The sequence below is a fragment of the Planctomycetia bacterium genome, from assembly GCA_015200345.1.
Lineage (GTDB): Bacteria > Planctomycetota > Phycisphaerae > UBA1845 > UTPLA1 > PLA3.
Genome location: CP054187.1, coordinates 2,746,968 through 2,761,791 on the forward strand (window position 1 = coordinate 2,746,968; position 14,824 = coordinate 2,761,791).

At 63.8% G+C, this 14,824-nt stretch carries 14 protein-coding genes; 11 read left to right on the forward strand and 3 right to left on the reverse strand.

Going from position 1 to position 14,824, the window contains the following annotated elements:
- Window positions 1-178: 178 nt before the first annotated feature.
- On the reverse strand, window positions 179-358 hold the full coding sequence (locus tag HRU71_11245; GenBank protein QOJ04019.1) for a hypothetical protein: 180 nt from the start codon (window positions 356-358) through the stop codon (window positions 179-181).
- Between the two features lie 117 nt (window positions 359-475).
- Here HRU71_11245 and HRU71_11250 point away from each other — a divergent pair, with 117 nt between their 5' ends.
- From HRU71_11250 to HRU71_11265, 4 genes are all read left to right on the forward strand, one after another.
- Complete coding sequence (locus HRU71_11250; protein QOJ04020.1) at window positions 476-1,999, forward strand: hypothetical protein; 1,524 nt, start codon at window positions 476-478, stop codon at window positions 1,997-1,999.
- A 182-nt stretch (window positions 2,000-2,181) separates the two neighbouring features.
- Window positions 2,182-3,492, forward strand: a complete 1,311-nt coding sequence (locus HRU71_11255) for a hypothetical protein (GenBank protein QOJ04021.1) — start codon at window positions 2,182-2,184, stop codon at window positions 3,490-3,492.
- A gap of 346 nt (window positions 3,493-3,838) precedes the next feature.
- Window positions 3,839-4,825, forward strand: coding sequence for an electron transfer flavoprotein subunit alpha/FixB family protein (locus HRU71_11260; protein QOJ04022.1), 987 nt, complete (start codon window positions 3,839-3,841; stop codon window positions 4,823-4,825).
- A gap of 235 nt (window positions 4,826-5,060) precedes the next feature.
- Window positions 5,061-7,148: a (Fe-S)-binding protein gene (locus tag HRU71_11265; GenBank protein QOJ04023.1), complete on the forward strand. Its 2,088-nt coding sequence runs from the start codon at window positions 5,061-5,063 to the stop codon at window positions 7,146-7,148.
- A gap of 55 nt (window positions 7,149-7,203) precedes the next feature.
- Here the strand turns inward: HRU71_11265 and panB are convergent, their stop codons facing one another.
- A complete protein-coding gene (gene panB, locus HRU71_11270) occupies window positions 7,204-8,052 on the reverse strand; it encodes a 3-methyl-2-oxobutanoate hydroxymethyltransferase (protein QOJ04024.1) in 849 nt (282 codons plus the stop codon).
- Between the two features lie 207 nt (window positions 8,053-8,259).
- The gene (locus HRU71_11275; protein QOJ04025.1) at window positions 8,260-9,390 is read right to left on the reverse strand and encodes an acyl-CoA/acyl-ACP dehydrogenase; all 1,131 of its coding nucleotides are present in this window, start codon (window positions 9,388-9,390) and stop codon (window positions 8,260-8,262) included.
- Window positions 9,391-9,677: 287 nt separating this feature from the next.
- On the opposite strand from HRU71_11275, the gene HRU71_11280 reads away from it, so the two are divergent.
- The 7 genes from HRU71_11280 (at window position 9,678) to HRU71_11310 (ending at window position 14,821) form a co-directional block, all read left to right on the forward strand.
- A complete protein-coding gene (locus tag HRU71_11280; GenBank protein QOJ04026.1) occupies window positions 9,678-9,959 on the forward strand; it encodes an AtpZ/AtpI family protein in 282 nt (93 codons plus the stop codon).
- Complete coding sequence (locus HRU71_11285) at window positions 9,956-10,381, forward strand: hypothetical protein (protein QOJ04027.1); 426 nt, start codon at window positions 9,956-9,958, stop codon at window positions 10,379-10,381. The genes HRU71_11280 and HRU71_11285 overlap by 4 nt, the downstream gene beginning before the upstream one ends.
- Window positions 10,378-11,262 carry a F0F1 ATP synthase subunit A gene (gene atpB / locus HRU71_11290; protein ID QOJ04028.1) on the forward strand — a complete coding sequence of 295 codons (885 nt, stop codon included), beginning with the start codon at window positions 10,378-10,380 and terminating at the stop codon, window positions 11,260-11,262. Before HRU71_11285 ends, atpB begins: the two co-directional genes overlap by 4 nt.
- A 185-nt stretch (window positions 11,263-11,447) precedes the next feature.
- The gene (locus HRU71_11295; protein ID QOJ04999.1) at window positions 11,448-11,735 is read left to right on the forward strand and encodes an ATP synthase F0 subunit C; all 288 of its coding nucleotides are present in this window, start codon (window positions 11,448-11,450) and stop codon (window positions 11,733-11,735) included.
- 145 nt (window positions 11,736-11,880) lie between these two features.
- The gene (gene atpF, locus HRU71_11300; protein ID QOJ04029.1) at window positions 11,881-12,486 is read left to right on the forward strand and encodes a F0F1 ATP synthase subunit B; all 606 of its coding nucleotides are present in this window, start codon (window positions 11,881-11,883) and stop codon (window positions 12,484-12,486) included.
- Window positions 12,487-12,552: 66 nt separating this feature from the next.
- Window positions 12,553-13,155: an ATP synthase F1 subunit delta gene (gene atpH / locus HRU71_11305; GenBank protein QOJ04030.1), complete on the forward strand. Its 603-nt coding sequence runs from the start codon at window positions 12,553-12,555 to the stop codon at window positions 13,153-13,155.
- Window positions 13,156-13,162: 7 nt separating this feature from the next.
- Entirely contained in the window at window positions 13,163-14,821 is a 1,659-nt protein-coding gene (locus tag HRU71_11310; GenBank protein QOJ04031.1) for a F0F1 ATP synthase subunit alpha, read from the forward strand.
- The last annotated feature ends 3 nt before the right edge of the window (window positions 14,822-14,824 follow it).

Here is a 14,824-nt window from a genome sequence, read left to right on the forward strand (position 1 = left end):
CCCGCGCGCCGATGGGTGGAATTCCAAAGTTACCGCATCGCGCCATTGGGCGGATGAACTTTCCGCAACAGGCCGGGGCATTGTGCGCGATGGGGGGGCACCCCGCAAAGAGCGCGGAATGCGGAGTTCGCCGTACGGGTTGCGGGATTGTTCGCAATTGGATCGGAAGATTCCAAAATCACGCTGGATTGATGCCACTTTGCTGCCCCAAATCGCGGCGCAATGCTGACACGATCAGGAAAACGTTCACGCCGCGCAGTTGGAAGTCGTCAGCGAGTTTGAAAAAATACGACTTCGGGCTTGTGGCATGGTGATTGCCAATTATATTGGCACAACCGCGCGGCAAGGCGGCGAGCATCCGGCATGATGCGCTCGCACCGTTCGCCGCAAACGCTGCTCGCGCGACTAGATGACGCGGCTTTGAGGCATGAGCTACCTCTTCGATTGACACGCACTGAATAAAAGGAGAGTACGCATGGCGACGTATCTGGCTTCTCGCGGAAACCGCACGATGCTCGGCATGGGGTTGGTCCTCGGTCTTTGCGGCGCGGTGCTGCTCGGCATGCAATGCCCCGGCGGTCCGTCTATTCCCGGGATCACCGACACGGACGGCGACGGCATCCCGGACAGTGAAGACAATTGTCCTAATGCGATCAATGCCGATCAGGCCGATGCCGATGGGGATGGCGTCGGCGATGTGTGCGAACCGCCGCCTCCCGGATCGGGCAACTCCGGCGTGACCGGCAAGTACGTCGGCTCGGCCCGCTGCGCGCAATGCCACGCGAACATCCACAACAACTGGGCCGCCACGCTGCACGCCAAGGCGTATGAATCGCTCGAAGCCATCGGCCAGCAAAACAACGCCAATTGCATCGGCTGCCACGTCGTCGGCTTTGGCGAAGAGGGCGGCTTTGTCGATCGCGCCACCACCAACGTGCTGGCCGGCGTCGGCTGCGAGGCCTGCCACGGCCCGGCGCGCGAACACGCGGAGAACGCCTCCGATGAGACGCTTCGCCCGCCCAAGAACATTGCCTCGTCGATCTGTGGCCAGTGTCACACCGGTGAGCATCACCCGAATTACGATGAATGGCTAACGTCCGGCCACGCGATGGTCACCGAGGCACCGGCCAATTACTTCAAGAACGGCACCAGTCTGAACACGTGCGGCACCTGTCACTCCGGCGACTACCGCTTCCTCGCAATCCTCAACAACCAGACCGTTGCTGATACGACGCTCCAGGGCGTCAATCGCGAGGACATGAATGCGGTCACCTGCGCCATCTGCCACAATCCGCACATGCGCACCGGCAACGCGGTGGATCCCGGTGACGGACGCGACTTCCAACTGCGATACCCCGAAGTCACCAGTCCGACTCCCACCAACACCATCGAGGCAACGACCAACGCCGAGCGATTCAACATCTGCGGCCAGTGCCACCACGGGCGAGGACGAACCTGGATGGACACCTCGCGCGGGCCGCACCACAGCGTCCAAGTGAACGTCTATGTCGGCGAGATGGCCATGCCCGCGACGACCGGCGACGATCCCGTCGTGCCGCTCGTTCCCAGCCGCGTCTCGGTGCACTCGTTTGCCACCGAGCAGTGCGCGACCTGTCACATGTATCGTGAGGACTTCCAGAGCGAAGAGGCTCCGGCCATCGCCGGCCACAGCTTCCAGGTCAGCACCAAGGGCTGTGCCAACACGGGTTGCCATCCGTCATCGGCGGCAGCCACTGCGGCGCTCGCCACGCTTCAGACCGAGATTCAGGGCAAGCTGGATGCGATCAAGGTGCGCCTGGATTCCTGGGGCAACTGGGAGTACACCTCCAACGGTGGCCCGGGCAGCGGCGGGCAGGCGTCGATTCCGGAACGCATCAAGAAGGTTCGCTTCATGTATCACTACATCCTCGCCGACGGCAGCAAGGGCATTCACAATCCAGATTACGTGCGCGACATGCTGGATGAATGCGACGACTTGCTCACTGCCGAGGGGCTGTAGTGCATCGTAGCGCCCGGTGCCGAGGTCGCTCGGCGCCGGGCGAAGTGATCACGCCGGGTGCGTCGATTGCGCCGTCAGACCGTTCGTGCTTCCACAACCGATCCCTGTCCTCGTTCCGCAAAGCGCCCTAAAGTAAGGATGTGTTTCCGGGGCGCCATCCGCGGTCTGGATTGGGATGCACCATGCACGAAACCATCAAGCCTGTCGCCATGCGTCGCGTGACCCGACGCATCGTCCTGCTGCTCGGCTTTGGTGCGGGCGCGCTCGCGCTGCCCGCCGCGCAGTGCGTCTCGATCGGAAATCCGCCGCCGAACTACGGCGTCTATTACAACACGACCGACCCGACCAACAACGGCGCGACCTACGTCGGTTCCGCCGCGTGCCGATCGTGTCACAACGACTTCGCCGCGGCGCACGCCATTCACGGTCACGCGCACACGATGAAGACGCCCCAGGGCGCGCCGCCGACTTATCCCGCCGAAGCGCCGCTCGCCGGCGTGCCCAACCCTCCCGACGGCTTCGCATGGACCGACATCTCGTACGTCGTCGGTGGGCACCTGCACGGCGCGCGGTTTCTCGATCAGGCTGGTAACCTCATCATCAATTCCACCAGCGGCGTCGATTCGCAGTGGAATCTCAAATCGCCCCCCAACGGCGGCGCTGCGCGCTTCGCGCCGTTCGGACCAGCCGACCCCGTTCCACTGCCGTTTACCTTTAACGAGTTCGCGCCGCGCACCACCGGCGCGCGGCCGCAGGACCCCGCCGCGCCGCGTTTTCAGGACGGCCGCGCCGGCATTCGCGGCACCTGGTCCGAGCCGGGCGTTCAGTGCGAGGCGTGTCACGGTCCCGGCTCGAATCACCTGCCCGATCCGTTCGCGCGAGAGTTGTTTGTCGATCTCACCGGCGCGGAGAGCTGCTTCAAGTGTCACAGCCAGCCGTATGGCGCGACCGACGGCGTGATTCCGGTGGACGAGGCGTTCATCGTGCCGCTGGCACAGTATCCCGAGCTGCGCGCCAGCGGGGGGCATCGCGATTTCTCCTGCACGTACTGTCATGACACGCACGCGTCATCGGTGTTTGATCCCGATCGCGGCATTCGCAATCGCTGCACCGCCTGCCACGACACGTTCGATCTGGGCTTCCACACCGGCGAGGTCTTCACGCGCGGCGATTATTCCGAGCCATTGAGCTGCGAAAGCTGTCACATGCCCTTCGCCGTGCGGAGCTACTCGACGGCCGATCCGGCGGTGGTGGGGCCGGTGGCGCGCGTGGCCGACACGCGCTCGCACATCTTCCGCATCAACACCCAGCCGGTCGATTACATCGCGTTCCTATCGCAGGACGGCACGCAGGTGCGCCGCGATGCCCAGGGCCGCGCGGCGCTGACGGTCGATTACATTTGTCTTCGATGCCACAACGGCAACGGCGCTTTTTCGCTGACGCTGGAACGCGCCGCGGAAATCGCGTCGCAGATTCACAAGACATTTGAATAGACCGGCTCGGCGCGGTCGCAGGCGCCGCCGCCGCCGTCGCAGCGCGGGCACGGCCTACCGGCTTTTTCGCGCCGTGCGGGCGCACTGGCAGCATTGGGGCAGAGCCGCGCGCGTCAGCAAGTCGCAGATCCGCCGTGGCTAGCGGGTTCGCATGCGAGAACGTCAGGAATCCGCTCTCTAACGGTCGCGGCTTGGATCAAAACGCAAACGCTATCAATCCCAGCGCGGCCGGTCGGCTTTTCCGTTCCCCTGTGTTTGGTTACATTACCCGGCTCGAAACCCAGCGCGATTCGGACCGCTCCCGCGCGTTCCGAGCGAACAATGACATCTTGAATGAGGCCGACCCATGACGAAGGACGTACTCGTATTCGTTGAACAGCGAGATGGAAAGATTCTGCCCGCGGCGATGCAGGCGATTTCGACTGCGGCGATGCTGGCCGGCAAGACCGGCGGGCGCGTGGCAGCGGCATTGATCGGCAGCGGCCTCGCGCCGCTCGCAGATCAGCTCGACGCCGCCGGCGTCGCAACGACGTACCTTTGCGAATCCGACGCGCTGGCGAAGTACAACGCCGTCACCTACGCGCGGTCGCTGGCGTCGATCATCCAGAAGGCCGATCCGCAGATTGTCTTGCTGGCCGCGTCGTTCATGGGGCGCGATCTGGCGCCGCGCGTCGCCGTGCGCGTGAACGCCGGCCTCGCCACCGATTGCGTTGAGTTTGATATCGAGGGCAACGGCGCGCTGGTCGTCCGCCGGCCGATCTACAACGGCAAGGCGACGAGCAAGGTTCACTTCAACGCCGGCCGCGTGCAGATGGCATCGGTGCGGCCCAACACGTTCGCCATGCCCGGCGGCGCGACGAGCAAGGCCGAGCGCGTGAGCGTGCCGTTCAACGCCGACGCGGGCGATGCGCGACAGGTGACGAAGGAAATCGTACGCACCGGCGGCGCGGAGAAGGACGTGACCGAGGCGGCGATCGTTGTCTCCGGTGGGCGGAGTCTCAAGTCCGAGGAGAATTTCAAGATCATTTTCGATCTCGCACACGCGCTGGATGCGGCCGTCGGCGCGAGCCGCGCGGCGTGCGACGCGGGCTATCAGCCGCACTCGCGGCAGGTGGGTCTGACGGGCAAGACGGTGACGCCGTCGCTTTACGTCGCATGCGGAATCAGCGGGGCGATTCAGCACCTGGCTGGCATGCGCGGCAGCCGCCGGATCGTGGCGATCAACAGCGACCCCGAAGCGCCGATTTTCAAGGTGGCGGATTACGGCGTGGTGGCGGACCTGTTCACGTTTGTGCCGTTGCTGACAGAGGAAGTGAAGAAGGTCAAGCACTGACGCCGTTCTCGCGGCAGGTCGCCGAGATGATCGAGGTTCGTACGGCCAGCGTGCAAGCTGTTTCAAAACCCCCTTTCCCTTTCAGGGAGAGGGTCGGGGTGAGGGTGAATCCTTTCGGTTGAACTACTTGTCCCCCTCACCCAACCACTCCCCCCAGGGGGAGAGGAGTTTTGAAGCCGGTTCTAGGCCTCAAGCGGCTGTTCTGATCCAACGACTCTCGTTTACACTCTTGGACATGAACCCCATCGCCATGTCGCTCCTGCTCGTCGTCGCCTGGGGCCTGTTTGCCTGGCAGCTCAAGCGCCGTTACGCATTGATGACCCTGGGCCCCGGAGAGAACCGCCTCGACCAGATCGGCGAGCGCCTGCGCCGCACATGGCAATATGCCTTCGCCCAGAAACGCATGCGCCGTTACTGGTGGGCCGGCGTCGCGCACCAGTTCATCTTCCTCGGCTTCATCGTCCTGCTGCTGCGTTCGCTGCTCCTGTTCGGCCGCGGGTTCGATGCCGATTTCACTTTCTGGGGCCTGCTCGCGCGCGGCACGGCGCTGGGCGACGGCTACTCCCTGTTGAAGGACATCTTCGTCATCCTCGTCATCCTTTCGGCGGCGCTCTTTCTCTACTATCGCCTCATCAAGCGCGAACGCCGCATGACGCTCTCCACCGAGGGCGTCATCATCTTGCTCATCATTGAATCCATGATGTGGGCCGATATCCTCCACGACGGCGCCGAACAGCGCCTGCACGCGCACCGCGCGGTCGCGACCGCGGCCGTCTCGCACACCGGTTTTGACGGATTCGAACCGGCCGGCTCGATCATGGCGATGGCGTTGAGCGGCGTCGGCAGCGAGTCGGCCTTGTCGGTGCTCTCCGCCGTCGGCTTCTGGACGCACGTCACGCTCGTGCTGCTGTTTCTCAATTTGCTGCCGATCTCCAAGCACTTCCACATTGTCACGGCCATCCCGAACGTTTTCACGCAGTCGCTCCGTCCGCGCGGGCGATTGCCGAACGTCGAGGACATCGAGGGCAAGATTGAGCGTGAAGAGACGCTGGGCCTGGCCCGCATCACGCAGCTATCCTGGAAGAGCGTGCTTGATCTTTACACTTGCACCGAGTGCGGCCGCTGCACCGATCACTGCCCGGCGAACCAGACCGGCAAGTTGCTCTCGCCCAAGCAATTGACGCTCGACCTGCGCGATTACGTTTATCAGAACGAAGGCAGGCTCATCGCCGCGAAACGTGCCGCGCGTGGTGCGAATGGTGACGGCGCGAACGGCAACGGGGATGCGTGGAAGCCCGAGGACCTGTTGCCGGACATCATCAAGCCGGAAGTAATCTGGGCGTGCACGACGTGTGGCGCGTGCGAGACCGAGTGCCCGGTGTTTATCACTTATGTTGACAAAATCGTCGACATGCGTCGGCACCTTGTGATGGAAAAGTCGGAGTTCCCCACCGAGTTGCAGAACGCCTTCCGCGGCATGGAGTCCAACTCCAATCCGTGGAACTTTCCGGCGAGCGATCGCGCGGCGTGGGCGGCCGATCTGAACGTGCCGCGCATCGCCGAGAAGCCCGACGCGGCGGTGCTGTTCTGGGTCGGCTGCTCGGCGTCCTTTGACGATCGCGCGAGGCGGATCGCCCGCGCGACGGCGCAGTTGCTCCAGGCCGCCGGCGTTGATTTCGCTATTCTTGCGGAAGAAGAACAATGCACCGGCGACCCGGCGCGGCGGGCCGGCAACGAGTTTCTCTTTCAGATGCTGGCGCAGGCGAACGTCGAAACGCTCAATCGCTACAACCCGCGGACCATCGTTACCACCTGCCCGCACTGCTTCAACACGTTGCTGAACGAATACCCCGACTTCGGCGGCAAGTTCAACGTCGTGCATCATTCCGTCTATCTCGCCGATCTCGTGAAGGCAGGCAAGCTGCGCCCTGCCAACCGAATCGATGCGAAGGTTGCTTATCACGATTCGTGCTACATGGGGCGCTACAACGAGGTGTACGAGCCGCCGCGCGAGACGCTTCGCGCGATCCCCGGTCTCACGGTGCTGGAGCCGGCGCAAACGCGCGACCGCGGCCTGTGCTGCGGAGCGGGCGGGGCGCAGATGTTCAAGGAAGAGGAACACCCTCGCGAAGGCGCGCAGGGCGAGCGCGTCAACATCCGCAGGGCCGAACAACTGCTCGACACGAAGCCCGACCTGGTCGCCTCGAGCTGCCCGTTCTGTCAGCGCATGCTCATCGACGGACTCGCCAGCAAGCAGCGCGAGGACGTGAAGCAGTTTGACATCGCCGAGCTGCTCTGGCAGTCGGTGGAAACATCCGCGTGACGAATCGTCGAACGCGCACCGCAAGCCGCCTTATTTATCTCGACAAGAGTAAATATTATGGACCGGCCGGGCGCAGCTTCGCCGCCTCGCCGGTTTCCATCTGGTAGACGTGCTCCGCGCCGGGGTAGCCGCGGGCTTGAATGTCCGCGACGTACGCGCTCACCGCGCGGGACATGTCGGCATGCAAATCGCCATAGCGCTTCACGAAGCGCGGCAGCGGGCCGGTGCTCAACCCCAGCATGTCGTGCAGCACGACCACGTGCCCGTCGCAGTGCGGCCCCGCGCCGCAGCCGATCACCGGCAGGGCCGTCGATTCGGCGATGATCTTCGCCGGCTCGGGCGGAACGGCCTCCAGCAACAGCGCGCACGCGCCGGCGTCTTCCAGCCGTTTCGCATCGTCGATCAGCGTCTGCGCGGAGCGCGCGTCGCGACCCTGCGCGCGATAGCCGCCAAACTGATGCACCGCCTGCGGCCGCAGCCCCAGGTGGACCATGACGGGAATCGTTGCCGCGGTCATGGCACGAACCGTGTCGGCGATGCGCGCGTCGCCCTCGATCTTCACGCAATCGCAGCCGGCCTCGCCCATGAAGCGGCCGGCATTGCGAATCGCTTCCTGATGCGTGATGTTGAACGAGAGATAGGGCATGTCGCCAATGAGGAAGGCGCTCGGTGCGCCGCGTCGCACGGCGGCGGCGATCGTCACCATGTAGTCCATCGTTGCGCGAAGCGTGGAATCGTGCCCGAGGACGACCTGCGCCGCCGAGTCACCGACGAGGATGCAATCGACGCCGGCGGCTTCCTCGATCTGGGCCGTGGGGAAGTCGTAAGCCGTCAGCATCGAGATCGGCGTGCGCGATCGTTTGCGAGAGACGAGCGTGGCGAGCGTGATTTTGTCGCGCGGCATGGCGGTCGTTCCGTGGGCGAATCGCTGTGAATAGTTTAGTCGCCGCGCACGTCCGCGACAAATCGCGACGCAACGTCCGCGCGTGGAAACCGCGCCGGAGCGGGTCATCCCGGTCCCTGCCGGCGGCGCTCGATTGTAGGGGGATCGTCGCAAGGCAGGCGAGAAAGGGCCATGTTGTGCGCGATCACGTCGCGGCGGGGCGGTTCGTTAATCAATCGACAAACTCCGCACTTCCGGCGTCGGCGCTTCGAGCAGGCGTGCCACGGTCCCGGCGCGAACATCCGTCGACGCCGACCACACGAGGAAGAACATCGCCTCGCGCACCAGCCGCTGAACCGGCATCTGTCGAAGGAACCCCGTGCCCTTGCCGTAGACCAGTGCCGCTGCGGCGACGCGAACCAGCAGATCGTTGACCGCAATGCGCAGATCGGTCTTCTCATCGTTTGCTTCCGCCGGTTCATCGCCCGGCTCGGTGGTCCCCGCGCGCGCCGCTGACCGCGCTGCGGCCTGCTGCGTGATGCGATACAACCGCTCGCGCATGGCGTCGCAACGGTGCGATATCTCCTCGGCGAGCGTTCGCAGCGCGCCGTTTGCGCTGCCGGCATGCGCGAGAATGAACGTCGCCATCGATCCCGCCAGCCCCACGCCGGCCGCCGCCACCACGTGCGGCCGAATCGTCATGCCAGATGACAGCGCATTGGCAGCCGGTCCACGGATCACGTGCGCGCGCGGCACGCGCACGTTGCGGCAATGCACCTCGCTGGTCAGAGATGCCTGCAATGCCATCAAATCCATCGGCTTGTCGATCGTGACGCCGGGCGCGCGGGCGTCCACCGCCGCCAGCAGTTGACGTCCGTCCGAAAGAAGCGCCGCCGTCACAATCACGTCACTGGACGCCGCCGACGTCACCCACGGCATCACGCCGTTGAGAACGAAATCATCACCCTCCGCCGCGGCGACCAGCGCCGGCCGCGCCCCCTGCCGGCTGGTGGTCACCTGGCTGATGCCGACCGTCGCCAGCAGATCGTTCCGCGCCAAACGCGGCAGGAGTTCGGCCTTGAGTGCGTCATTCGCGCCGTCTGCGATCAATTCACAGGCCCGATCACGCTGCGTGAGGATCAGCAGCGTCGTCAGGCAGCCTGCCGCAACGGCCTCGTAGGCCTGGGTCAATTGGACCTGATCCAATCCCCGCCCGCCGTACTCAACCGGGATCACCCATTGCCACGCTCCGACAGAGCCAAGCTCCGCCAGTGAGGACACAGGCCAGATTCCGGTAATATCGTTATGTGTGGCGTGTCGAGAGAGATTGCCGGCTAACTGTTGCAGAGCTTGCTCCATGACCGGATTCTAATGCTGCTTGGGCAGTGTGCCGACCGGGCCTGCATCGGTTCTGTTACGATTGAAATATCCCCCTCGCAGGCTTTCACTCGGATCTGTTCGAATGGCAAGCAATTGCTATTCGGGTTGACAGGATTTTTGCCTGCCCATTACACTTCCCCGTCCCAGTGGAGACGTGCTCCCGGAAGGCCTGACAGGGCGGCGAAGAACGTTCGCCCTTTTATTTTGCCGGACTTTGTTCCATTTTGCACAAAGTCTCCGGCGGACGCCTTCACGAGGAGCATGAAATGACTGGCGCGGAGCCTTCCGGACGACCTCCAGGCAACTGGATGCGGCATGCCGGCACGGGCCTCGAGTTGGCGGCCGCAATCGGCGGCATGTGCGCGATCGGGTATCTGCTCGATCGCAAGTTCAACTCGTCGCCGTGGTGCTTGCTGACGTGTGCGTTGCTGGGAATCGTCGGCGGGTTGTACAACCTCGTGCGATCCCAACTCCGGGGCGCGCTGGGACTGAAAAAACGCGATCGCAGCAGGGACGATTCGCAGTCGTCGAGTCGGGACGACGGATGAACGACAAAGCGGCTGGCCGACAGCGTCAGCGTCGTGTCGGGCGGCTGGCACTGATCCCGCTCGTGGCGAGCCTGATCCTGGCGGCCGTGGGAATCGTGCCGACGCAGCGCATCGCGGGTGAAGGCGGAACGCGATCGTTGGGACTGGCCCTGGCGCTGGTGACGGTGATCGTTTATGCGACGCTGCTGCCGGCGATGCGCATGATGCGAAGTCGCCCGGCGGCCGGTCGGTTTAATGTTGCACTGGGTGCGAGCGTCGCGCGGATGTTTCTGACGGTTCCGCTGGCGGCGCTGATGGCGTGGCAACGGGTGGCGGAGCCGCGGCCGTTCCTGGTGTGGGTCGCCATCGGATACGTGGTGATGATCAAGGTCGAGACGTTGACGTTGATTCGGTGGAGCAAGGAACTCGAGACGCCCGCATGATGAACTACCTGCTTGCATCCGGTGACAACCCGCTTTCGCACGTGGTGGATCACACGTGGCTGAAGACCGCCGACGGGAAGTACACGATTTTGTCGAACCACGTCATCATGATGCTGGCGGCGGCGGTGCTGCTGGTGTTGTTCATGCCGCTCTGGTCGCGGTCGCGGAGCACGGGCAACGAGGTGGCGGACCTGACGCCGCGCGGTCCGCGCAACATGGTCGAGGCCATTTGTGCGTTTCTGCGGGAGAAGGTTGCGCGACCCAACTTGGGCGAGCACACCGATCGGTTCATTGTTTACATCTGGACGGCTTTCTTTTTCGTTCTCACCTGCAACATTCTCGGCCTGCTTCCGCTGCAACCGGTTACGCAATGGGTGATCGGCAAGCCGATCTACGGGACGGCGACCGGCAACATCTGGGTGACCGGCACCCTGGCGACCTGCACGCTTTTCATGATCGTCATCAACGGTTTGCGCATTCACGGCATGGCCTACGTGAAGCACTTTTTCATGGGGCCGTTTCCGATCAACTGCCTCATTGCCGTGCTGGAAGTGATCGGGCTGATCGTGAAGGCGGTGGCGCTGGCCATTCGTCTGTTCGCGAACATGTGCGCGGGGCACATTCTGCTGGCCGTGCTGTTGAGCTTCATCATGATGGCGGGCCAGAGCAGCCAGGGGATGGGCTTCGCGATCGCGGTGCCGGTCGTGCTGGGCAGCGTGGCGATCAACATGCTTGAGATTTTCGTCGCCTTCCTTCAGGCGTTCATCTTTACGTTCCTGTCGTGCGTGTTCATCGGCCTGGCCGTGAACATCCACCACGATCACGAACACGACGAACACCACGAGGCGGGTCACGGCGCGCACGCGGAGCACGCGCACTGACGCCGTGGCAACGATGACGGAATTCAACCGGCCATGCTCGCGTAGTGGAAGCGCGGGTCACGAGGCCGCGAGGCGATGGCACGAGGGTTGAAGACAAGAAGCCGTTTCCACCGGCTTCGCCAGACAACGAGGAATGAGGAATCATGAAGAAGGCAGTGTTGACGGTGTTGGCGTTGGCGTTCGTGATGTGCATCGCGGCGCCGGTGATGGCTTCGGACGCGGCGAGCGCCACGGGCAATCGCTGGCTGGATGACAAGGGCGCGGCCTACCTCGGCGCGGCGATCGGCGCCGGGCTGGTGATCATGGGCGGCGCGGCCGGCATCGGCCGGATCGGCAGCAGCGCGACGGAGAGCATGGCGCGGCAGCCGGAGGCGAGCGGTTCGATCAACGGTGCGGCGCTGATTCTGGCGGCCATGATCGAAGGCGCGACGCTGTTCGCGGTGGTGGTGTGCCTGCTGGGCGTGTTGAAGTAAGAAAGCGAGAATCGCCGGTCGGGCGACGGCGGCAGCGAGACCGCCGTTGCCCGGCACGGTTCCCTGTTTGAGAGATCACGAAGATCATTAGTGTGTGAATGGACTCGCTCCGGCGGGCCTTCAACGGCGAAGAAAGACGCGCGGCATGTTAAAGAGACGAATGACGTGTGCGGTCGCATCGATCCTGGTTGCCTTCCCGTCGACGTTCGCATGGGCGTCGGAGGCGGGCGGCCACGGTGAGGCGGCGCCGAACCTGTTTAGCGGCGATCTGGGCAATTCGTTCTGGACGCTGGTCATCTTCGTGTTCGTGCTGATCGTACTGGGCAAGTTCGCGTGGGGGCCGATCCTGAAGATGCTCCAGAAGCGTGAGCAGTTCATCTCGGATTCGCTGGAATCGGCGAAGCGCGATCGCGACGAGGCGAAGAAGATGATGGCGGACTACGCGACGAAGCTCGAGGCGGCTCATCAGGAGGCGGCGGCGATCGTCGAAGAGGCGCGGCGCGATGGCGAGGCGCTGCGTCGGAAGCTGCATGAAGACGCCGAGAAGGAAGGCCGCGAGCTGCTGGCGCGGGCGCAGCGCGACATCCAGATCGCGAAAGAGACGGCGATCAGCGAGTTGTATTCGCGGACGCTGGACCTCGCGGCGGACGTGGCCGGCAAGATCATCAGGCAGAAAGTCGACGGGCAAGGTCACAAGGCGCTGCTGGATGAGTCGATCGCGGAATTGAGCAAAGCGGGTCGGAACAACTGATTGACGTGAACGAGGCGCCTTCCCCGTGTTCTCTCCCCGGGGAGAGAACGAGAGTTTGAATCAGGCATGGCAACGGAATACGACATCACATCAGCGGCCGCGGCAGTGTATGCCGAGAGTTTGCTGGAGCTTGCGCGCGAAGCGGGCAAGGCGGAGGAGATCGGGGACGAGCTGATGCAGCTGGTCGCGCTGGGAAAGAGCCATCCGGCGTTTTCGCTGATGATGCGCTCGGCGGCGCTCGATGACGATGCGCGGCGCGGGATCCTTCAGCGGATGTTCACGGGACGGGTCAGCCCGCTGGTGCTCAACCTCATGCTGGTCCTGAACGATCGTCACCGATCGTATATTTTCAAGCAGGTCTGCGCCGCGTATCAGCGAAAGCTCGATGAATCGCTCGGTCGCACCGCGGTTCATGTATCGACCGCTGTCGCGTTGGACGACGCGACCCGGGCACGCGTCCGCGAGGAAGTTCGCCGGTTGACGGGGTTGGATTCGCGATTTGAAGAGCGCGTCGATCCCTCGATTCTCGGCGGGTTGATCGTCCAGGCGGGCGATCGGCTGTACGACTACTCGGTGCGTCGGCGGCTGCACGACTTGCAGCATCGGTTGCACGAGACGATGAGGGAATCGCTGGTCGGCGGCGTATCGAAGTTTGTGACACAAGGGTAAATCGCACATGAAGATTCAGGTTGACGAAATAGCCTCCGTCCTCAAGCAGGAAATCGCGAACTACCGCGAGCACCTCGAAGCCGCCGAAGTCGGACGCGTCATCACCGTCGGCGACGGCGTCGCACAGATTTACGGTCTCTCCAGCGCCATGGCCGGCGAGATGATCGAGTTCGAAAACGGCGCGATCGGCCAGGTCATGAACCTGGAAGAGAACTCCGTCGGCGCGGTCGTCCTCGGCGACTACCTCGGCGTGAAGGAAGGCAGCACGGTCAAGGCGACCGGCAACCTGTTGAGCGTGCCCGTCGGCGACGCCCTGATCGGACGCGTCGTCGATCCGCTCGGCCGGCCCATCGACGGCAAGGGCACCGCAACGTGCAGCGAGCGCTGGCCGCTTGAGTACCCGGCCCCCGGAATCGCCGAGCGCCAACCCGTGAACCAGCCGCTTCAGACCGGCATCAAGGCCATCGACAGCATGATCCCGATCGGCCGGGGGCAACGCGAGCTGATCATCGGCGACCGCAAGACAGGCAAGACGGCCATTGCCATCGACACGATCATCAATCAGCGCGACACGGGCGTGATCTGCGTGTACGTCGCCGTCGGCCAGAAGGAATCGACCGTTGCCGGCACGGTCGAGAAGCTGCGCGAGCACGGCGCGATGGATTACACCATCGTCGTGTCGGCCGGCAGCAGCGACGCTGCCCCGTTGCAATACATCGCTCCGTATTCCGGTTGCGCGATGGCCGAGTATTTCATGTACACGCACGGCAAGCACACGCTGGTGATCTACGACGACTTGTCGAAGCAGGCCCAGGCGTATAGGCAGTTGTCTCTTTTGCTGCGGCGCCCGCCGGGCCGCGAGGCCTACCCCGGCGACGTGTTCTACCTGCACAGCCGCCTGCTGGAGCGATCCTGCAAGCTGGCCGAGCGCCGCGCGATTGTGCCGGCGGGCCAGCCATACAAGGCCGGCGGCGTGAACGGGAAGACGTACATCGGCGTGCCGGGCAAGCACGAGGCCGAGCACGACGTGAAGAATCATCCGGGGCACGCCGTGGTGGTCGATCCCACCTCCGGCGGATCGCTGACCGCGCTGCCGGTGATTGAAACGCTGGAAGGCGAGGTGTCGGCGTACATCCCGACCAACGTGATCTCGATCACCGACGGCCAGATTTACCTGGAGCCGGATTTGTTTTTCGCCGGCGTGCGGCCCGCGATCAACGTCGGGATCTCGGTCAGCCGCGTCGGCGGCAACGCGCAGATCAAGGCGATGAAGAAGATTGCCGGCTCGCTGCGTCTGGACCTCGCGGCGTATCGTGAGCTGGAAGCGTTCGCCCAGTTGGGTACGGAGCTCGACGCCGCGACGCAGCGGCAGCTCGATCGCGGGGCACGCATGGTGGAATTGCTCAAGCAAGGTCAGTTCAAGCCGTATAACGTCATTGACCAGGTCATCAGCATCTTCGCCGGTTCGAAGGGTTTCCTCGACGATTTGCCGATTTCGCAGGTGGCGAAGTTCGAAACAGAGTTGCTCAAGCACATTCGCGACGAGCATCCCGAAGTGCACAAGGAGCTGACCGACAAGAAGGAACTGACGGACGCCATCGATGCGAAGCTGAAGGAACTGATCGCGGCGTTCAAGAGCCGCTTCGTTTCTGCGAACAAGAAGTGAGGC